The sequence below is a fragment of the Candidatus Marivariicella framensis genome (assembly GCF_982709265.1).
This window is the reverse complement of record NZ_CEXPNT010000010.1, coordinates 1-20,760: the sequence shown is the minus strand read 5'-3', so window position 1 is coordinate 20,760 and position 20,760 is coordinate 1. Positions and strand designations below refer to the sequence as shown.

Genomic DNA, 20,760 nt, shown 5'->3' with positions numbered 1-20,760 from the left:
GTCTATGGCTAATTTAAAGGAAATAAGAAATAGAATTGCGTCAGTATCTTCAACAATGCAAATCACAAGCGCAATGAAAATGGTTTCTGCTGCTAAATTAAAAAAAGCAACTGATGCTATTTCTCGGATGAGACCTTATTCAGATAAATTAACTGAACTTATTCAGAATTTAAGCTCATCCTTTGAAAGTGGAGACAATGATAATTCTTATGTCAAAATTAGACAAGTCAATAAAATTTTATTAGTTGCAATCACCTCTAATAGAGGACTATGTGGAGGCTTTAATTCTAATATAATTAAAGTTGTGAAAGAAATTTATAATAAAAATCAAGATAAAAAAATTGAAATCTTATCAATTGGAAAAAAAGGAACAGATTTATTGTCAAAAAAATATAAAGTAATTAGTTCCCATGATGATGTTTTTGATAATTTAAACTATGAAAACTCATCTTTAATAGCAGATTTAATCATGAAAGCTTTCTCTAAAGAAGAATACGATTCTATTCAGCTTTTGTATAATCGTTTTAAAAATGCAGCTACTCAAATCGTTACAAAAGAACCTTACCTGCCAATTGTTCCAGAATACAATTCTGATGAAAAGAAATCTTTGGTTGACTACATTTATGAGCCATCTCAGGAAAAGATTATCAACGAATTACTTCCAAAAGCTCTAAAAACTCAACTTTTAAAATCATTGAAAGATTCTTTTGCAAGCGAACATGGAGCCAGAATGACAGCAATGCACAAGGCGACTGATAATGCTGGAGAGCTTAGAGATCAACTCAAGCTTACATATAATCAAGCCCGTCAGGCTTCGATAACTAATGAAATATTAGAAATAGTAGGCGGAGCTGAAGCCTTAAAATAATTAAAGAATTCTAAAATTAAATATTTATTAATCTAATTAAAATTAGCTTTTAATTAAGATTTGATAAATTAGGCTTTTTGTAATTTTATAAAAAACTGAAATATGCCAAAAGTCTCTATTATAAATAAAAGCCCATTCAAATTACCTGAATATGAAACTACTTCGTCGGCGGGAGTTGATCTTAGAGCAGTTTTAACAACTGAGGTTAAGCTTTCTTCCCTTGAAAGAAAAGTTATAGGCACAGGAATTAAAATTGCTTTACCAGCAGGCTATGAAGCTCAAGTAAGGCCTCGAAGTGGCTTATCCGCTAAACATGGAATAACAGTTCTTAACTCTCCAGGAACAATTGATGCAGATTACCGTGGAGAAATTGGAATCATTCTGGTCAACCTTTCTTCGGAAAGCTATACTATTAAACCAGGTGAAAGAATTGCGCAGCTTGTTTTTGCTAAGGTTGAACAAGTTAAATGGGACTTAAAAAATGACTTAGATACTACATCAAGGGGTGATGGAGGTTTTGGAAGTACAGGTAAATGAAAGATAAATATTAAAAACCAAACAATTTGAAAATTATAGTGCCAATGGCAGGAAGGGGTTCAAGACTTAGACCTCATAGCTTAACAATACCTAAGCCAATGTTACCCGTGGCGGGCACACCAATAGTCCATCAATTAATATCTACAATATCAAAAGTCATAAAATCTCCCATAGATGAAGTTGCTTACATCATAGGAGAACCTGCTTTTTTTGGAAAAGAAATTGAAAAAAGTTTAATAAAAGCCGCTAAATCAATAGGAGCCAAGGCTACTATATATAGGCAGCTTGAACCACTAGGAACTGGGCATGCTGTTATGTGTGCACTCCCCTCTCTTCATGGTCCGGCAATTGTAGCATTTGCAGACACCCTTATAAGAGCAGATTTAGAAATAAATCCTGAAGTTGATGGAATGATTTGGGTAAAAAAAGTTAAAAATCCGGAGTCCTATGGAGTAATCGAACTTAATAAGAAAAAACAAGTTAAAAACCTGATTGAGAAACCAAAGTCTTTTGTCTCCAACCTTGCAGCTATAGGGGTTTATTATTTTAAAGAAATTGAAATATTAAAAAATAAACTACAGGAGATATTACTTATTAAAAAAGAAGTAGGTGAAGAATATCAAATTAATGAAGGTATAATCTCTATGATTAATGAAGGCTATATAATTGAGCCTGGAAAGGTTAGTCATTGGATGGATTGTGGAAATCCAAGCATAACTATAGAAACTAATACCCAGATGTTAAAGATCTTAAGTAATGAAAATGTGAAATTAATTTCTTCAGGAATAACACTAAAAAACTCAAAAATTATACCACCCTGTTATATTGGAAATGGTGTACAGATTATTAATTCTAAAATTGGCCCAGGCGTCTCAATTGGAGAAAATACTCGAGTAAAAAACAGTCAAATTAAACATTCGCTAATTCAAAATAACTCTATAATTCAAAATGCTAAATTAGTAAAGTCTATGATAGGTAATAATGTAAACTTTAATCATCAACATAAATCGATATCCATAGGAGATTATTCGCAATTAAAATGAATCAGACATCAACCAAACACTTCTTTATAATATTTGCTTTTATAGGCCTGACATTTAACAGCTGCAAGTCTATAAAGGTTTTACCAAATAAAGCACCTATTAAAAATATAAAAACAAAGGAATTAACCAAGGTGTTATACTCGTCCTCACCTAAGCTGTCATTATTGAGATCAAGATTGAAGGTAAGTTTTGACGACGGAAAGAGAAGTCAACAATTGATTGTAAATCTGAGAATGGAGAAAGATGAAGCAGTTTGGCTAAGCGCAACGATGCTTATTCCTATTGCTAAGATATTAATAACCCCAAATAAAATTTCTTTTTATGAGAAGTTTCAAAAAAACTCATATGAAGGAGACTTTTCATTTATAAAGAAGTATTTGGGGATTGATTTTGGATACGAAAGCCTACAAAATTTACTAATAGGAAGACCACTAATAGATATAAGAAAGGGAAAATGGGAGCAAATTAAAAACCCAAAGTCTTATGTTATTTCTCCCAAATCGTTTAATAATAAATTTAGACCTATTTTTTTCTTTGACCCTTCAACTTTTCTCTTGAAGGAGCAAAGATTAATCTTTGAGGATATTAACAAGTCTTTGACAATATATTATGACGATTTTCAAAAAGTTGATGGAAAATTAGTCCCAAGTAAAATTTCTTTAAACTTAATCAACAATGAAAGTAATATTGAAATTATATTAGATTACACTAGAGCAGAAATCCCAACTAATTTAACATTTCCATTTACCTTTCCATCAGGTTATTTACCAATTAAACTTTAATGAAAAACACCGCGGCTTTAATTTTAATATTTTGTTTAATTGGAGGAAATTTATTTGCTCAAAAAGCTTCAAGAAACAAACAAATTAAACTCGAAGAACAGCGCATTAAATTAAGAGAAGAGATAAAGCAAATAAACAGTTTGTTATTTGAAAATAAAAATCAAAAGAAATCTACACTTTCAGAGGTTGAAGATATTCAACTTAGAATATCAGTAAGAAAGCAATTGATAAGAGTAAACAATGAGCAAGCAAATTTTTTAGATAATCTAATAAATATAAATCAAAGAGACATAGATAAATATCGACTTGAGCTTAAAAAACTCAAAGAAGAATATGCGTTGATGATTCAAAACTCATACAAAAGTAAATCTATGCAAAACAGGTTGATGTTTGTTTTTTCATCTGAAAATTTGCTTAAGGCATACAAGAGGCTGGATTATTTAAAACAATATAATGCTTTTCGAAAAAAACAAGGAATTAAAATAAAAAATCAAACTCTAAACCTTCAGGATCTAAATAAAGATTTAATACTTAAAAAAAGACAAAGGAAAGAATTAGTTTCTGAAAATAGAAATGTGACTAATTTTCTAATAAGCGAACAAGTTACACAAGAAAACGTATTAAAATCTCTCAATAAAAATTTTAAAAATTTTAAAAAACAAATTACTAATAAGCAAACACAAGCTAGCTTAATTGATGCTAAAATTGAAAGTCTTATAAGTGAAGCAATTGCTCTTTCAAATAAAAAAGCTGGTAAAAAAGCATCAAATTTTTTTTCATTAACGCCCGAATCCAAAATTCTAGCAGAAAATTTTAAATCTAACAAAGGTCAACTTCCATGGCCAGTTATAAAAGGAGTAATAGTTCAGCGTTACGGCACTCAAACGCATCCAGTTGTTAAGACAACTAAAATTAAGAGTAGTGGAGTTAGCATAGCAACAGAATCAAGAATGAAAGCAAGGGTTGTTTTTGAAGGAGAAGTCATGTCTATATTAGCTTTCAAAAACAGTAACCCAACAGTTTTAATAAAACACGGAAATTATATTACTGCTTATAAAAACCTTTCAAAAGTTTTTGTAAAGAAAGGCCAGAAAGTTAAATCTAAACAAGATTTGGGTCAAATATTCACAAATAAAGAAACAGGAAAAACAATATTACAGTTCAGTGTTTTTAAAGGAATGAAGTCTGAAGACCCTGCATTCTGGTTATTCAAATAATTTTATAGTAATTTATCGTTCAATAAGATACCAAGCATCTTTTTTTAGAGTATACTTTAGCAAATACAGAAGCTTAATTGCATCATCTTTAGATTTAAAACGTCCATAGGCAACGCGAAACATACCCTTGGGATTAACCTCAGCTAGAACAGCATTATACCCTTCTTTTTTTAAAGTTTTAATTTTTCTTTTGGCATAAATTTTATTTCTAAATGATCCCGCTATTATACTGTAATAAGGGTTTTTCAATTTAGTTTTTTCTTTCTTTTTGGTAACACCTACAGTAAGTGAAACACTATTTAACTTCCCTAAATTAAAAGTTGCAGATTGAACATTATTTTGAATTTCATTTTGAGCAACCTCTTGATTTATATGTCTTTGATCATTGACGTATTGCTCTCCAAAGTAAAAAGATGACGTAGATAATGCAATAGTAATTAATCCAATAGCTGCATATCGATAGAAAGGTTTTCGAATAGGAGCCTTTTTATTTTCTGGTATGAATTCTAGCTTTTCTATTTTATCCCGTAAAAAAATTATTTTTGAACTTTTTAATGAATTTACAGGCTTTCTAATAAAAGAACTTAAACCATAAACAGAGCTATCAAAATTCAATTTACCATAGGGCTCAAATTCAATTTTTTTATTTTGATTGAGCATCATTTTTCCTAGACTACCTATGTATATTGGTTGAGTGTTTAATTTATTTTTCCAAACACCAGCTTCTTTTTCAATTAAACGAATAGCGCTTTCGTAACTTACATTTTGTTTTTTTGCAAAATAATTAGCTAAAACACCATCATTACTTGTCAATAAGCTATTAAAAGTTAGCTCTTTTCGAGAAGGACTAAATTCTCCAGTAATATTATTTACTTGAAAATCATAAGAACGTGTTAAAAACGCACCAAATCCAGGAATCGTAACACACTCGTAATCAAATAATAATTCTTTTATATATTGTTCAAGAGCCATTTACCAAAAATAACAAATTTATTTTCTCGTCCTAGAAATTTAAAGACTGATTTAATAACCTATTCTATCTCTTGTTCTTAATAAAACTTTATTAGCTATTTTTCTAGCTTTTTCAGCACCTTTTTCAAGAGCAATGTTAACTTCTTCAGGATTTGAATTATAATATTCAAATTTAATCCTTTCAGGCTTAAATTTTTCAAGAATTAATTCATAAAGTAATTCTTTTGCCGCTCCGTAACCCATACCACCAGATAAATATTTATTTTTTAGTAAATCTGTTTTATCAGGATTAGCCAATAAGGAATAAAGTTTAAAAACCGTGCAACTTTCAGGTTTTTTTGGTTCTTCTATAGGAGTACTATTTGTTGAAATACTCATAATTTGTTTTCTTAATTTTTCCTCAGGCAGAAAAACATTAATGGTATTATTTTTGGACTTACTCATTTTATTACCATCAGTACCAGGAACATATTGACTATCTTTCTGTAATATTGGACGGGGTAAAATAAATGTATCTCCCATAAGATTATTAAATCTTAAAGCTACATTTCTAGTCATTTCTAAATGCTGTAATTGATCTTTTCCTACAGGAACGAACTCAGCATCATAAAGCAGTATGTCTGCAGCCATCAACATTGGATAACTAAATAAACCGGCATTTATGTCTGATAAATTTTCAGCTTTATCCTTAAAAGAATGAGCCAGTGTAAGTCTTTGATAAGGAAAAAAACATGATAAATACCACGACAACTCTGTCACTTGACTTACATCACTTTGTCGGTAAAAAATTGTTTTATTTGGGTTTAAACCACATGCTAACCATGAAGCTGCTGTAGCAAAAGTATTTTCTCTAAGCTCTTTTCCTTTTTTAACCTGAGTTAGTGAATGTAAATCTGCGATAAATAAAAAGGATTCATTCTTATCCTTTTCAGCAAGTTGAATAGCTGGAATCACAGCCCCTAGAAGATTTCCTAAATGAGGAGTCCCTGTTGACTGAACTCCAGTTAATATTCTTGACATATTATAAAATGTTATTACAAAGATAAATTTTTATTAAGAGCTTTAGCTTATTTTTTAATGAAGCCTTTGTATATTCGGGACTTTATAAACTTATTTCGTGAAATTATTAAGAAGTATTTTATTAATCTTTTGGAGACTTTGGTTTTATATTTTATGCACAATCCCCATAATATTAATTTTTCCGATATCTCCTATTATTTTTATTTTCCCCAGAGGCTATGATGTCATTTATTGCTACGCAAGGAATGTATGGGCACCTTTTGTGTTAATTGGAATGGGATTTTATATTAAGAAAACCAATTTTTCTAATCTTATAAAAAACAAACCCTACTTACTCGTGGCGAATCATACAAGCTATATAGATCCCATGATCATGCTGAGATTATTTAAAAAACCATTTGTTTTTGTTGGAAAAAAAGAATTAGACAGCATCCCTTTTTTTGGATATTTATATAGGCGCGCTGCAATTATGGTTGACAGAAGCAATAAGAATAGCCGATTTGCAGTTTATGGACAAGCAAGTGAAAAATTAAGCAAAGGATACAGTGTTTGCATATTTCCAGAAAAACAATATACGGTTGAAGAGAACTTATTGAATGAATTTAAACATGGGGCATTTAAGCTAGCGATTGAACATCAACTTCCCATAGTTCCAATTGTTTTTTACGATTGTAAAAGAAAATTTCCTTGGTATATAACACATGGATATCCAGGTCAGCTCAGAGCAACAATTTTTAATCCAATTTCTACAAAGAATTTAAAGGAAAGTGATTATAAAAAAGTGATGAAAGAAACAAGAATGTTTATTGAAGATAAATTAATCAAAGATCCTGAGCAGTCAGCGATTGAAGCAATTGAAATTTGGAAAAAAAGAACTAATAAGTCTTAAAAAATAAAACGAATTAACTACTTACAGCATTTATTGATTCCATTATTTTAGTTTCTAGCTCTTCCATTAAATCTGGATTGTCAGCTAAAAGGATTTTAACAGAGTCCCTACCTTGACCAAGTCTTGTTTCTCCATAACTAAACCAAGAGCCACTTTTATTAATTATTTCATAATTAACTCCAAGATCTATTATTTCTCCAATTTTTGAAATTCCTTCGCCATAAATAATATCAAACTCAGTTGTTTTAAATGGAGGAGCAACTTTGTTTTTAACAACTTTTACTCTTGTTTTATTACCCAGAACCTCTGCGTCTCCATTTTTTATTTGTGTTGATCTTCTAATATCAAGCCTAACTGAAGCATAGAATTTTAGAGCGTTTCCTCCGGTAGTTGTTTCTGGATTTCCAAACATGACTCCAATTTTCTCTCTTAATTGGTTTATAAAAAAAACCGTACAATTAGTTTTACTTATTGAAGCGGTTAGTTTTCTTAATGCTTGTGACATAAGTCGAGCATGCAGTCCCATTTTAGAATCACCCATTTCTCCCTCTATTTCGCTTTTTGGAGTCAGAGCGGCTACAGAATCAATAACAACCATATCTATAGCTCCTGATCTAATTAAATTATCAGCAATCTCAAGAGCTTGTTCTCCATGGTCAGGCTGTGAAATTATCAGCTCATTAATATCAATTCCAAGGTTTTCTGCATACGAGCGATCAAATGCATGTTCAGCATCTATAAAAGCTGCTATACCTCCCTTTTTTTGACATTCAGCAATAGCATGAAGAGTTAAAGTTGTTTTCCCTGAAGATTCAGGTCCGTAAATCTCTATGACTCTTCCTCGAGGATACCCGCCTACTCCAAGTGCAATATCAAGACCTAGGGATCCAGATGAAATTGCCTCTGTCTCCACTACTACTTCATCACCTAACCTCATTACAGTCCCTTTCCCATAAGTTTTATCTAGTTTATCTAAGGTTAACTGTAAAGCTTTTATTTTTGCTGAATTATCTTCTGACATTAGTTTTATTTTTAGCTAAAGTAATATTTCTTTTAGTCTAGGTCAAGTAGCTATAAAAGTGATTATTAACAAAATTTTAATTAGTTTAACACTATGAAAAATTTTTACTTATTTGTAGCTTTTTTGTTCTTTGTTACCTCTTTAAAATCACAGAATATATTAGATCTAAAAGATCAAGCTACCGTTATTGATGAAATTCAAAAAGATCGATTAGAAAATTTATTACCACAATTAATGAAAAGGCATAATATTGATATGTGGGTATTAATAACAAGAGAGTATAACGAAGACCCAGTAGTTAAGACCTTTTTACCTCCAACATGGTTGAATGCCAGAAGGAGGACGATTATAGTTTTTTCGTTGAAAGAAGGAGTTTTTAAATCAGCCGCAATCACAAGGTATCCATTTGGAAACCTTATTCCATCGGTTTGGGATAAAGAAAAAGAGCCTGATCAGTGGAAAGCATTAGCTAAATATATAAAGTCTCAAAACCCTAAAACAATAGCGGTCAATACATCTGAAAATTATGCATTAGCTGATGGTCTAGTCAGAACTGATTTTGACAACTTAATAAAAGTGTTACCCGAAAATCTAGCCAGTAAAGTAATGTCATCTGAACCATTGGCTGTTTCATGGATTGAAACAAGAACAAAAAGAGAAATGATTATATATAATCAACTAGTTTCTATTACTCATAATATTATTAAAGAAGCGTTTTCAAGTCAAGTAATTACTCCAGGAATTACAACTACGGATGATGTTGTTTGGTGGCTTCGTGAAAAAGTAAGGAGTCTTGGTTTGTCTACTTGGTTTCATCCAACAGTAGACGTACAAAGAAATGAATCGAGTGATTTATACTCTTTTGATGGTAAATCAAAATTTGACACCATACTTCCAGGAGACTTGCTTCATTGTGATTTTGGCATCAGTTATTTAACGTTAAACACAGACTGTCAAGAGTTGGCCTATGTTTTAAAAAGAGACGAAAAAAGGGCTCCCCAAGAACTAGAAAAAGCCTTAAAAGACGGAAACACTGTCCAGGACTATTTGACAAACAACTTTATTGAGGGTCAAACTGGAAATAAGACTCTTATCAAGGCATTAAGTCAAGCTAAAAAAATGGGTTATAAACCTCAAATATATACTCATCCTTTAGGCTTTTTCGGACATTCTGCAGGAACAACTTTTGGAATGTGGGATGCGCAAAGCGGTATACCTGGATCAGGAGAACATCCATTACGTTTAGAAACTGTATATGCTATTGAATTAAACACAAAAGTTTATATAAAAGAATGGAAAAAAGAAATTAGAGTTATGCTCGAAGAAGCCGGATATTTTGGTGATGAGGGGTTTAAATACGTCAATGGAAGACAAACTGAACTTATTTTGGTTGGACAAAAAGATAATGCTATAGAATAATATTATCTTTATTTAAATTAAACTTAAAAACGTATAGCATGCAACTGTACAATAAATTAAGTGCAAATGAACGTGCAGAAATAATTGAATCTGCAGGAAAAGATCGCCTAACCCTTTCTTTTTATCAATATGCACAAATTGGGAACCCTACCCTTTTTAGAGACCACCTTTTTTTGACATTGAATCCACTTGAAGTTTTGGGTAGAATTTATGTAGCAAATGAGGGAATAAATGCTCAACTTTCTGTTCCTGCAGAAAAATTTCAAAACTTCAAACACAATATTGATGATATCTCTTTTTTAAAAAATGTCAGGCTTAATATTGCTGTTGAACAAAACAACAAATCATTTTTGAAGCTTACTATTAAAGTGAGAGATAAAATTGTAGCAGATGGCTTAAATGATGATTCTTTTGATGTAACCGATAAGGGCAAACATTTGAGTGCTAAAGAATTTAATGAACTGTTAGAGGATCCAAAAACTATTTGTGTTGATATTAGGAATCATTATGAAAGTGAAATAGGCTACTTCAAAGGAGCTATAACTCCTGATGTAGATACTTTTAGAGATTCATTACCAGTAATTGAAAACACCATAATAAAAAATGAAAAAGAGAAAAACATTTTAATGTATTGTACTGGAGGAATTAGATGTGAAAAAGCAAGCGCCTATTTTAAACATAAAGGGTTTAAGAATGTTTTTCAATTAGAAGGTGGAATCATTGAATATGCTAGGCAAGTTAATAACACAAGTATTGAAAACAAATTTATAGGTAAGAATTTTGTTTTTGACGAGAGAAGAGGAGAAAGAATATCTCAAGAAATTGTTTCTAAATGCCACCAATGTGGATCACCTTGTGATGTTCATGTGAATTGTAAAAATCAAGCTTGTCATTTACTATTTATACAATGTTCTAAATGTTGTGAAAAACATAAAAGTTGTTGTTCTGACGAGTGTAAAGAAATTATTAACATGCCATTTGAAATTCAAAAACAATTAAGAAAAGGAACCCGCAATAGTAACAAGATTTTTAAAAAAGGCAGATCAGAATTTCTAAAGTTTAAAAAATAAAATATTCACATATATTGGCAGTCTATAGATATTGTATCTTTGCTTAGACACCAAAATCATTATGACAACTAAAAATATTAATAGAATCTTATTTTTAATTACATCAATAGTTTTTTGCTCTTGTTCGAATGAAATTTGGTATAGTGATTTTAAAGATTTCTCAGATGGATGGAAATCAGAAGATTCAGCCACTTTTAGTTTTAATGAAACACCTAATTCAAAAGGAAATATTCTCATTAATATTAGAAACGACAATAATTATCCTTTTTCTAATATTTTTTTAATTTCCTCTTTATTAAAAGATGGAGTTGAAATTACAACTGACACTTTAGAATATTCAATGGCCGATAAAACAGGAAGGTATTTAGGTAAGGGTTTTGGAAGCGTGAAAGAAAGTCTGTTAACCTGGAAAGAAGATATTAGTTTTTCAAGTGAATCTAAATATTCAGTTACTTTAAAACATGCAATGAGGAAAAATCAAAATGAATTTGGAATGAAAGTTTTACCTGGAATTATAAGTGTAGGAATAAGTATAATTCTTAACAGAGAAAAAAATGAATAGTCCAAAAAATAAACCCTTTAGGCTCGCTATTAATATTTTTTGGGGAATAATCATTTCAGGAATTATTATTGCAGTTATTATATTTTATAGAGCGGGAATGGGCCACTATGGTTCTATGCCTGATCTTCAACAACTCGAGAATCCTAAAACTAATTTAGCCACGCAAATATTTTCATCAGACGGAGTCGTGCTAGGAAAGTATTATTATGAGGACAACAGAACCCCCATTCAATTTAATGAGCTTCCTGAAAATATTGTAAATGGACTTATAGCTACAGAAGATGAAAGGTTTTATTCCCATTCAGGAATAGACTGGAGACGAACAATTAGCGCGTTTGTTTTTTTAGGAAAAAGAGGAGGGGCAAGCACAATAACTCAGCAATTAGCAAGACAGCTTTTTGTTGGAGTTAGATCTAGAAATATTTCCGAGGCAGTAATTCAAAAGGTTAAAGAATGGGTTTTATCTGTTCAATTGGAGAGAAGATATACCAAAAAAGAAATTATAGCCATGTATCTAAATATTTATGATTTCGGGTATAATGCTGACGGAATTCGATCAGCAGCAAAAATATTTTTTAACACAACTCCAAAAAAACTAAAGATTGAACAATCAGCAACTTTAATAGGGATGCTTAAAAACTCATCATACTACAACCCATTACGAAGACCTGAATTAGTTAAAAGAAGAAGAAATATTGTTTTTAAACAAATGGAAAGAAATGGTTTTTTGTCACAAAAAATTGCTGACTCTCTTTCAAAAATGACTTTAGAAGTTGATTATACTCCTGAGTCTCATAGGGAAGGATTGGCAACATATTTCAGAGCATATCTGCAAGAGTTTATGAGAAAATGGACAAAAGAAAATCCAAAACAAAACGGAGATCAATATAACTTGTATCGGGACGGGTTAAAAATTTATACAACAATTGATTCCCAGCTTCAAAATATTGGAGAAGAGTCGGTTCGTAACCACATGAAAAATTTACAAAAAGAGTTTTTCAGACAAAACACAAAAAAACTAAATAAAACAGCACCCTTTTTAGACTTAAGAACAGGACAAATAGATACTCTATTGGAGCGAACAGCATACAGATCTGAGCGCTGGAAAAACAAAGTAAATGCTGGATGGGAAAAGGATAAAATATTAAATAACTTTAAAGAACCTAAATCAATGTCAGTTTTCTCCTGGAAAGGAGAAATAGACACTGTTATGTCACCATTAGACTCAATAAGATATTATAAATATTTTTTGCGCTCCTCAATGATGTCAATGGAGCCTCAAACTGGACATGTAAAAGTTTGGGTGGGTGGATATGATTATAAACACTTTCAATACGATCAAGTAAAGCAGGGAAGGCGTCAAATCGGATCAACATTTAAACCTTTTCTATATGCAACAGCTATTGATCAACTAAAGCTTTCACCATGTGATATTCTTCCTGACGCTCTGTTTTGTATAGAGCCGATGAAACACGGAAATGTTGAAGCATGGTGTCCAAAAAATGCAGGAGATAAATATGGAAGGAATAGAACCTTAAAAAACGCATTAGCAAACTCTGTAAATACTGTAAGTGCAAGACTGATGGATAAAGTAGGTCCTAGACCAGTAATTAATTTAGTACGAAAAATGGGAATCACCTCCAATATCCCCCCTGTTCCTTCAATTGCACTTGGAACACCCGACATAAGTCTTTTTGAAATGGTTGGAGCATACGGAACTTTTGCAAACAAAGGAATATATGTTAAGCCAGTAATGATTTCAAGAATAGAAGATAAAAATGGAACAGTTATTTACGAATCAGTTCCAGAAACACAAGATGTTATATCTGAAGAGGCAGCTTACGTAACAATAAGCCTGATGAAAGGAGTTACTGAGCTTGGTTCAGGAGCAAGGCTAAGACATGCAGGACTTGAAAAAGAAAATTACATTTATAAAAACATAATTACAGGATACCCTTATATTTTTGAAAATCCAATTGCCGGAAAAACAGGAACAACTCAAAATCAAAGCGATGGTTGGTTCATGGGAATTGTTCCAAACCTGGTAACAGGAGTCTGGGTAGGTGGAGAAGACCGTTCAATTCACTTTGAAAAAATTGCTTACGGTCAAGGGGCTACAATGGCCCTACCTATATGGGGTCAGTTTATGAAAGAAGTTTATCTTAAGCCTGAATTAGGAATTTCAAAAGAGGATTTTATTAAGCCTGAAATACTAAAAATTTCATTAGATTGTGATCAATATATTCAAGAAAAATCAGATGAAGATTTAGAGGATTTAGATGGTTTTGGATTCTAATTAAGGATTATCCTCCGCATACCACTCAGCATAAGCAGTAGCTGTTTCTCTTAGTTTTAAAGAGTGGAGTTTTAAATGTCTAGGAAGACGAACCTGTATTTTACTTGCAAAATCAGAAACCAACATTTCACAAGTGGGCTGATAATTTACTCTAACAATTTTATTTCCTTTTTCTTCCATCTCATTTGCTAACACATTATGAGGAGAATCACAGTTTAAAACTGTTGCATGGTCAAAAGGAGTAATAATTTCTTCCTTTACAATTTTTTTCAAATCACTAAAATCAATGACCATTCCAAGCTTTACATTTTTGGATTCATCTATTGGTTTTCCAATTATGGTCACATATAGCTTATAACTATGTCCATGGACATTTTTACAGAGTCCATCGTAACCATAAAGCGCATGACCAGTTTCTAAACTAAATTCTTTAGTAATTCGTATTTTATTATTCATAATTTATCTTCTTAATGCTTCATAATTTTTTCAAAACAATAAAATGGATATTCACTTTGTTTTGGAAAATATACATCTCCTAGCTGAATATAATCCCTGGAATTATAAAATTTTGAATTTCTCGGATTTTGACTAAAGGTATCAAGTCTAACTGAAATACAGTTCATTTTAATTGCTTCTTCTTCTGCAAAATCCATCATTGATCTAGCTAATCCCTTTTTTTGATTTTTGGGATGAACAGCTAGTCTGTGAATATATAAATTGTTTAGATCAGGCGTGAGCCATTCAATTTCATTATAAACCTCATCTTTGAGCTTTGAAAACATAATACAACCAACTATAGAATTATCTATTTCAGCAACATATAATTCCCTATTCATTATATCTTTTTCAAAAGTCTCTCTAGAAGGATAATGTTCATTCCATTGGAATATTTTTCTAGAAATCATTTCTTGTGCACAGGCTTCAGCTAATTTTTTAATGTTATCTAAGTCAGAAAAGTATGCAAGTCGAATCATAATAAATTTTTTGCCAAAATAAATTTTTTTAACATCATTAGCTATAATTTTATGTTTTTTAGAAAGATGTTCTAATTTTAACCTTACATCTAATTTTATATAAACGTATTATAAAATACAAATTGAAAAATAAGTTAATTTACTTGATTGTGTGTTTTGCTTTTTTGACTGTAAAAACTCATTCTCAGTCATATGTTCAATTATCTGTTGATAACGACTTATATTTTCTAACTGACCAATATTATTCAAGTGGAATAATTATTTCATATGGTAAAAAAAAAGAAGAAAAAGCCTCTCATTGGCGAATTGGACAAGAAATATTTCACCCCTCTCATCGCTTTACTACTAATCTATCTAAAATCGACTATCCTTATAATGGATGGCTATATATTCAAAATGAAAAAGAATATTTTTTGAATTCAAAATTCAGCTATAGCTGGGGAACAGAATTAGGAGTTACGGGAGATGCTTCTTTAGCAAAAACATTTCAAAATTTCTATCATCGCACTTTTTTAAACTTAGACGAACTATCATGGGCAGGAGCTCAACCTCAAAGATTTCATTTTGGAATTTTTGGCCAGGTTAATAAAGGAATTACTATATCAGATAAAATTCATTTAACCTCTCAACTTTTTTCAAAACTATCTAGCTATAGAATTCAATCTATAGCTAGAATAGGAGTTTTAATAGGCTCAAATGAAAAGATTCCATTTCAAAGAATTTCATTTAGCAACTCTGAACTTTCTAGAGGAATATATATTGGAACTAGACAAGAATATAGGCCTCATGATTTTGCTTTGAGTGGAAGCATATTTGATAATAGTTCATCTGAATTAACAAGACCCAATTTAAAATATCGAAATAATTTTGAATTTGGATTTTTTTCTCAGAAAAAAAAGTGGACAATTTTAATGCTATACCAATCTATGAGTAAAGACACTCCTGGTCAAAGATTCAATCGACATCAAGTCCTTAATATTACAATAAGAAATCAATTTTAAAACATGAATTCAATAAAAATTTTTTTTACCTCAGGCCTTATTTTAATTTTGTTTCAATCATGTTTAATAGTAAATAACTTTTATGAAACACCCTCCAAAACCTTGACTAAAGAATTTGGTCATAAATCAAATATTACCAAGAAACTAAACCCTTCTGGGGAGTTTGTTGATTTAAAAAATCGTAAATCTGAAATTTATTTCATAGACGAAATTAAGCCAAAAGGACACCTTGTTATAATTGATAGTTTAGCTACAGATTCTTTGGTTAAAATGATAATTATTAAGGACACTATAGTTAAAAATTATAATTAATTTAATTCTGGACGCTTCATAGGGTTTTTAATAAAAGCACCAAACGTTAGAGTCAATCCATCAAAAACACTTGGTTGAACCCCTGAAGAATTTATGCTTTTCCCCTTCATGTATTGATACTGAAAACCTATATTTAATCTTTTCCAAACTTGGTATTGAATAGTGATAAATGTTCCGAAAGTATTTCCAAAAAACTCCTTAGGATACTTAAGCGACCCAGTAATTAAATTATTAATTGTTGAATTTTTAGCATTCAAAAAATAATGGTACTTGAGTCCTACTTCAAACAATAATTTCCTTGAGGGATAAAGTCTAATTGATAAAGGGAAACTCAACCAATTTATACTATCAGAAGAGTTTTCTAAAAACCCATCATATTGATAGCGAATTTCATTAAACTCAAAACCAGTTGAAAATCCAAATGTTTTAGACTCAAGTTTTTGAACGACAAAACCAACACCTTTTCCCATTCCGTTTTTAGTATAATCTTGATCAGAGTTCATCCAATTTAACCTTCCGTATAAAGAGTAATTCCAAAGGTGATAAAAACTGTCTGGATCAGGCCCAGTTCTATATTGTTTGTATAGGTTTTTATTTCCTTGTGAAAAGGATAAAAAACCAGTTAAAATTAAAGCTAAAAACAAATAAACTCGCAACATTCCTCTAATATACAGTAACAACCCTAAAATAATTGTTGTCAAGATTTTAACACTAAACTAAAGTTAAATTTATTTACTTTTAAACTAAACCTTACTTTCTATTGAATTTTTAATAAAAAACTATAACATATATTTTAGTAAGCTTGATGCAAATAATGATGTATTAATAGATCATAAGGATATTATTTTTTGCAGGAAAAATAAAAATAGATAAAATGAAAAAGATTTTTTATAAATTTAAGAGACCCTAAATAAATTTTTATGCCAATTCAAAACAGGAGACAATTTTTCAAAAACGCAAGCCCTTTAATCGCCCTTCCATGGCTAAGAACCAAAGGCATTTTCACATCAAGCCCTGATACAATTTTATATAACGCAAATGTAATAACCGTAAACCCAAAGAATCCTGAGGCTCAAGCTATTGCCATTTTAGGAGAAAAAGTTGTTGCAATTGGAGAAAATGATCAAATATTAAAATTAGCAAACTCAAATACTAAAAAAATTAATATTGCTGGGAAAACAGTTGTTCCAGGATTTATTGATGCCCATTCTCATCCTGCCTCATCAGGACTATCACATTTGAGAAATGTTGATATTGATTTAAGATCAATAGAGGAGATTAAAAAAGCTATCCAAGAAAGAGCAAAAAAAACTCCTCCGGGAGAGTGGATTTTAGGGTTTAAATATGACGACACAAAGATTAAAGAAGGAAGATTAATAAACAGGTATGACCTTGATGAAGCTGCTCCAAATCATCCAGTTAGAATTAAACATCGAGGGGGACATTCAACATATGTTAATTCAACAGCTCTAAATTTAATGGGATATGACCGAAGCACTCCTGATCCTAAAGGAGGCAAAATAGGTAGAGACGGAAAAACTGGAGAATTAACAGGACAACTTTTAGAAACAGCAGGGTACCCTCTATCAAAATTAATTCCAAATACTTTTACTGAAAAAGATCATCAAGAAGGAGTTAGGTTGATAACTAAAATGATGACAAAAAGTGGAGTTACATCTGTTACTGAGGCTTATGGGTCTTCAACTTTTTTAAAAGCTTATCAGGATGCGTATAGTGCAGATGAATTATCCATGAGGATTTACAGTATGATTTCTTACAGAGAAATAGATAAGTTTATTGATGCAGGAATTAAGACTGGCTTTGGAGATGAATGGCTTAGGATTGGTGGAATGAAAATTACAATAGATGGTTCAATTTCGGAAAGAACAGCAAGGTTATCAAAACCATATATTGGAAGGCCAAATGACTATGGAATACTAGTAATGGAGCAGGAAGAAGTATATAAGTACGCCCACAAAGCTCATACAAACGGATGGCAAATTGGCGTTCATGCAAATGGAGATGTTGGAATTGACAAGACACTAAACATTTATGAACGACTTCAAAAAGAACACCCTCGAATTGACCCCAGGTTTAGACTCGAACACTGCACAGTAATTAACGATGATCTAGTTAGAAGAATCAAAAAATTAAACGCTATTCCAAATCCTTTTTCTACATATGTTTATTTTCATGGTGAGAAAATGAAACAATATGGAAAGGAAAGACTTGAAAACATGTTTGCCGTTCGTAGTTTTCTTGATGCAGGGATAAAAGTTACGCAAACTTCTGACTACCCTCCAGGTCCTTTTGAGCCCATGATGGCTATTCAGTCTAGCGTAACAAGGACAGATATCAATGGAAATATATGGGGGCCGTCCCAAAAAATATCAGTAGAAGAGGCAATTAAAGTAGGAACAATTCATGGGGCTTATGCATCATATGAAGAGAGTATAAAGGGGAGTTTAGAGAGTGGAAAACTGGCCGACTTGGTTGTTCTTGGCAAAGACCTAAGAAAAGTTGATCCAATGGAAATTATAGATATTCCAATTGAGAGAACGATGGTCGGGGGTAAGTGGAAGTACGAGTCTTAAATTTTTTTTTATGTTAGATAAAAAGGATACGATCCTTAAAAATAATCTTGACTACACACTGTTTTCATGGTCAAAGCAAAAAGGTATTAAGCCTTTAAACATCGAAAGGGCAAAAGGGATTTATTTATACGATCATGATGGAAATAAAATCATAGATTTTTCCTCTGGATTAATGAATGTTAATATTGGCCACGGAGATCAAAGAGTAACAAATGCAGTTGTGAATCAGATGCAAAAAGTGAGTTACGTTACTCCATCTGCAATTACTGGAGTTCGGGGCGAATTAGGAAAAAAACTAGCCGAAATATGTCCTGGAAATTTAAATAAATCTTTTTTTACTGTTTGTGGAGCTACGGGTATTGAAAATGCTATAAAACTAGCAAGACTATATACAGGAAGGCATAAAATTTTAACAAGATATCGATCCTATCATGGCTCAACAACGGGAGCTATGTCAGCTGGTGGAGATCCAAGAAGATTAAAAGTTGATGCTCATCAAGCCCCAAACTTTGTTCATCTTGAGATACCTTATGAATACCGTTCCAAGGGAAGTGGTTGGGAACAAGAATGTTTTGACCAACTCGACAGAATATTAGCATATGAGGGACCAGAAAACTTTGCAGCAATTATGATGGAGGGAGAATCAGGAACTTCGGGATGTCTCAAGTTACCAAAAGGATACTTTAAAAAACTAAGAGAGGTCTGTAATAAGCATGGAATCTTACTGATTTCAGATGAAGTGATGAGTGGATTTGGAAGAACTGGTCAGTGGTTTGGGATTAATAACCATAATGTTATTCCCGATATGATGGTTTTAGCAAAAGGAATTACTGCAGGCTATTTACCTTTTGGAGCCTTACAAGTAACTGATACTATTGCATCACATTTTGACAACAATCCTATGATGCTTGGGCTAACATACTCTGCTCACCCAACAGCATGTGCAGCGGCGTTAGAGGTTATAAGTATATACGAAAAGGACGATCTTTTTAATAATGCAAAAAAGATGGGTGCTTATATGGAAGAGCAAGTCGAATTATTAAAAAGCAAACACCCTTCCATTGGAGATTTTAGAAATACTGGGCTTTTAGGGTGCATAGAATTAGTTAAGAATAGAAAAAATAAAGAGCCAATGGCTCATTTTAATGCTAAGCCGGAGGATTTAAAAGTCATGGATAAAGTCAAGGCTAAAATTGCTGAACTAGGAATGTATACTTTTAGTAAATGGAGCTATATCTTTATAGCACCTCCACTTTGTATAAATAAAAATGAAATAGACGAAGGTTTAAAGATTATATCTGAAGCTTTAAAAATAGCGGATCAAGCTTACGAATAATTACCTAATTAAATAATAATATGATTAACTTAAGGAGGCTTACAAATGCTAAAGGGTTAGGAGGAGGAGTTTCATTTAAGCATATACTTTTCGAAATAGTTTTAGTAACAGGAGGAATTTTAATTGCCTTAGCTATAGATAATTGGAATAATAAAAGAGTCGAACAAGCTGAGATTAAATATTACTATAAGGATATTCAAGTTGAATTTAAAGAGACAATTAATTATCAAAAGGGTTACCAAAAAACATTACAATATCTCAAAAATTCAATGACAAGATCATTAGAGATTATCAAATCAAAAAACAAAGATTCTATTCCTGTCTTAAAAAAACTATTGGGAACTTTAGCTACCACATGGCCGGTAAGTTATACAATGCCAATTACTCAAGAGTTTATCGACCTGGACTATATAAATAAAGTAGAGAATGACTCATTAAAAACTATGCTTAAAAAGTATGTTAGGCAAATTGAGAGGTCAAAAGGACTGGCGGAGTATAATGAAGCTCAGTATAATGATAGAATTGAACCATATATCAATGATAACATTAATTATAGAGAAATTGTTCTAGGAAATTCAAACAGTCAACTTGTTATTGGAGGTCCTAAAACAGATTTTGAAAAATTGTCAAATGATCTAAAATTTTGGAATGTTATTAATTTTAAAATAGAAACGACAATAATAGAGCTTGGCAGATTAAAAGGGGACATGAAAGTATTTGAAATAATTTATAATCTTCTTGAAGACGAAAATAAAAATTGAAGAAAATTTAATAATGGGGATGTAGCTCAGCTGGCTAGAGCGCTTGACTGGCAGTCAAGAGGTCGTGGGTTCGAGTCCCATCTTCT

The 20,760-nt window shown here is 31.4% G+C and carries 21 protein-coding genes; 15 read left to right on the top strand and 6 right to left on the bottom strand.

Annotation, left to right across the window (positions count from 1 at the left end; translation table 11 throughout):
• Nucleotides 1–4: 4 nt before the first annotated feature.
• The 5 genes from atpG to AC34EU_RS04940 all read left to right on the top strand — a co-directional run bounded on the left by atpG (nucleotide 5) and on the right by AC34EU_RS04940 (nucleotide 4,447).
• Complete coding sequence (gene atpG, locus AC34EU_RS04960) at nucleotides 5–868, top strand: ATP synthase F1 subunit gamma (RefSeq protein ID WP_487533998.1); 864 nt, start codon at nucleotides 5–7, stop codon at nucleotides 866–868.
• Nucleotides 869–970: 102 nt separating this feature from the next.
• Nucleotides 971–1,405, top strand: a complete 435-nt coding sequence (gene dut / locus AC34EU_RS04955; RefSeq protein ID WP_487533997.1) for a dUTP diphosphatase — start codon at nucleotides 971–973, stop codon at nucleotides 1,403–1,405.
• A 26-nt stretch (nucleotides 1,406–1,431) separates the two neighbouring features.
• The gene (locus tag AC34EU_RS04950; protein ID WP_487533996.1) at nucleotides 1,432–2,448 is read left to right on the top strand and encodes a sugar phosphate nucleotidyltransferase; all 1,017 of its coding nucleotides are present in this window, start codon (nucleotides 1,432–1,434) and stop codon (nucleotides 2,446–2,448) included.
• On the top strand, nucleotides 2,445–3,230 hold the full coding sequence (gene lolB1, locus AC34EU_RS04945) for a lipoprotein insertase outer membrane protein LolB1 (protein WP_487533995.1): 786 nt from the start codon (nucleotides 2,445–2,447) through the stop codon (nucleotides 3,228–3,230). The genes AC34EU_RS04950 and lolB1 overlap by 4 nt, the downstream gene beginning before the upstream one ends.
• The gene (locus AC34EU_RS04940; RefSeq protein WP_487533994.1) at nucleotides 3,230–4,447 is read left to right on the top strand and encodes a murein hydrolase activator EnvC family protein; all 1,218 of its coding nucleotides are present in this window, start codon (nucleotides 3,230–3,232) and stop codon (nucleotides 4,445–4,447) included. Before lolB1 ends, AC34EU_RS04940 begins: the two co-directional genes overlap by 1 nt.
• Before the next feature lie 12 nt (nucleotides 4,448–4,459).
• Here AC34EU_RS04940 and AC34EU_RS04935 read toward each other — a convergent pair whose 3' ends face one another.
• Both AC34EU_RS04935 and trpS read right to left on the bottom strand, forming a co-directional pair.
• Complete coding sequence (locus tag AC34EU_RS04935; protein WP_487533993.1) at nucleotides 4,460–5,419, bottom strand: HU domain-containing protein; 960 nt, start codon at nucleotides 5,417–5,419, stop codon at nucleotides 4,460–4,462.
• A gap of 51 nt (nucleotides 5,420–5,470) precedes the next feature.
• The gene (gene trpS / locus AC34EU_RS04930; protein WP_487533992.1) at nucleotides 5,471–6,439 is read right to left on the bottom strand and encodes a tryptophan--tRNA ligase; all 969 of its coding nucleotides are present in this window, start codon (nucleotides 6,437–6,439) and stop codon (nucleotides 5,471–5,473) included.
• Nucleotides 6,440–6,713: 274 nt separating this feature from the next.
• On the opposite strand from trpS, the gene AC34EU_RS04925 reads away from it, so the two are divergent.
• Nucleotides 6,714–7,328 carry a lysophospholipid acyltransferase family protein gene (locus AC34EU_RS04925; RefSeq protein WP_487534045.1) on the top strand — a complete coding sequence of 205 codons (615 nt, stop codon included), beginning with the start codon at nucleotides 6,714–6,716 and terminating at the stop codon, nucleotides 7,326–7,328.
• A 13-nt stretch (nucleotides 7,329–7,341) separates the two neighbouring features.
• On the opposite strand, the gene recA is transcribed toward AC34EU_RS04925, so the two are convergent.
• Nucleotides 7,342–8,349: a recombinase RecA gene (gene recA, locus AC34EU_RS04920; protein ID WP_487533991.1), complete on the bottom strand. Its 1,008-nt coding sequence runs from the start codon at nucleotides 8,347–8,349 to the stop codon at nucleotides 7,342–7,344.
• A gap of 93 nt (nucleotides 8,350–8,442) precedes the next feature.
• On the opposite strand from recA, the gene AC34EU_RS04915 reads away from it, so the two are divergent.
• The 4 genes from AC34EU_RS04915 to AC34EU_RS04900 all read left to right on the top strand — a co-directional run bounded on the left by AC34EU_RS04915 (nucleotide 8,443) and on the right by AC34EU_RS04900 (nucleotide 13,696).
• Nucleotides 8,443–9,768 (top strand): M24 family metallopeptidase, encoded by a 1,326-nt coding sequence (locus AC34EU_RS04915; RefSeq protein ID WP_487533990.1) that lies wholly within the window; start codon nucleotides 8,443–8,445, stop codon nucleotides 9,766–9,768.
• Between the two features lie 38 nt (nucleotides 9,769–9,806).
• Nucleotides 9,807–10,838: an oxygen-dependent tRNA uridine(34) hydroxylase TrhO gene (gene trhO, locus AC34EU_RS04910; protein ID WP_487533989.1), complete on the top strand. Its 1,032-nt coding sequence runs from the start codon at nucleotides 9,807–9,809 to the stop codon at nucleotides 10,836–10,838.
• 61 nt (nucleotides 10,839–10,899) lie between these two features.
• Entirely contained in the window at nucleotides 10,900–11,400 is a 501-nt protein-coding gene (locus AC34EU_RS04905; RefSeq protein ID WP_487533988.1) for a gliding motility lipoprotein GldH, read from the top strand.
• Complete coding sequence (locus AC34EU_RS04900) at nucleotides 11,393–13,696, top strand: penicillin-binding protein 1A (RefSeq protein ID WP_487533987.1); 2,304 nt, start codon at nucleotides 11,393–11,395, stop codon at nucleotides 13,694–13,696. The genes AC34EU_RS04905 and AC34EU_RS04900 overlap by 8 nt, the downstream gene beginning before the upstream one ends.
• On the opposite strand, the gene AC34EU_RS04895 is transcribed toward AC34EU_RS04900, so the two are convergent.
• Nucleotides 13,697–14,152, bottom strand: coding sequence for a 6-pyruvoyl trahydropterin synthase family protein (locus AC34EU_RS04895; protein WP_487533986.1), 456 nt, complete (start codon nucleotides 14,150–14,152; stop codon nucleotides 13,697–13,699).
• 11 nt (nucleotides 14,153–14,163) lie between these two features.
• Nucleotides 14,164–14,670: a GNAT family N-acetyltransferase gene (locus AC34EU_RS04890; RefSeq protein ID WP_487533985.1), complete on the bottom strand. Its 507-nt coding sequence runs from the start codon at nucleotides 14,668–14,670 to the stop codon at nucleotides 14,164–14,166.
• A 122-nt stretch (nucleotides 14,671–14,792) separates the two neighbouring features.
• Between AC34EU_RS04890 and AC34EU_RS04885 the strand changes: the two genes are divergently transcribed.
• On the top strand, nucleotides 14,793–15,671 hold the full coding sequence (locus tag AC34EU_RS04885; RefSeq protein WP_487533984.1) for a lipid A-modifier LpxR family protein: 879 nt from the start codon (nucleotides 14,793–14,795) through the stop codon (nucleotides 15,669–15,671).
• 3 nt (nucleotides 15,672–15,674) lie between these two features.
• The gene (locus AC34EU_RS04880) at nucleotides 15,675–15,983 is read left to right on the top strand and encodes a hypothetical protein (protein WP_487533983.1); all 309 of its coding nucleotides are present in this window, start codon (nucleotides 15,675–15,677) and stop codon (nucleotides 15,981–15,983) included.
• Here AC34EU_RS04880 and AC34EU_RS04875 read toward each other — a convergent pair.
• Nucleotides 15,980–16,684 carry a hypothetical protein gene (locus tag AC34EU_RS04875; protein WP_487533982.1) on the bottom strand — a complete coding sequence of 235 codons (705 nt, stop codon included), beginning with the start codon at nucleotides 16,682–16,684 and terminating at the stop codon, nucleotides 15,980–15,982. The two genes, AC34EU_RS04880 and AC34EU_RS04875, sit on opposite strands and share 4 nt — an antisense overlap.
• Nucleotides 16,685–16,903: 219 nt before the next feature.
• Here AC34EU_RS04875 and AC34EU_RS04870 point away from each other — a divergent pair, with 219 nt between their 5' ends.
• Genes AC34EU_RS04870 through AC34EU_RS04860 form a run of 3 tightly spaced genes read left to right on the top strand, consistent with a single transcriptional unit; the run spans nucleotide 16,904 to nucleotide 20,674 of the window.
• Complete coding sequence (locus AC34EU_RS04870) at nucleotides 16,904–18,577, top strand: amidohydrolase (protein ID WP_487533981.1); 1,674 nt, start codon at nucleotides 16,904–16,906, stop codon at nucleotides 18,575–18,577.
• Nucleotides 18,578–18,587: 10 nt separating this feature from the next.
• Nucleotides 18,588–19,913 (top strand): aminotransferase class III-fold pyridoxal phosphate-dependent enzyme, encoded by a 1,326-nt coding sequence (locus tag AC34EU_RS04865; protein WP_487533980.1) that lies wholly within the window; start codon nucleotides 18,588–18,590, stop codon nucleotides 19,911–19,913.
• A gap of 20 nt (nucleotides 19,914–19,933) precedes the next feature.
• Nucleotides 19,934–20,674, top strand: a complete 741-nt coding sequence (locus AC34EU_RS04860; protein ID WP_487533979.1) for a hypothetical protein — start codon at nucleotides 19,934–19,936, stop codon at nucleotides 20,672–20,674.
• The last annotated feature ends 86 nt before the right edge of the window (nucleotides 20,675–20,760 follow it).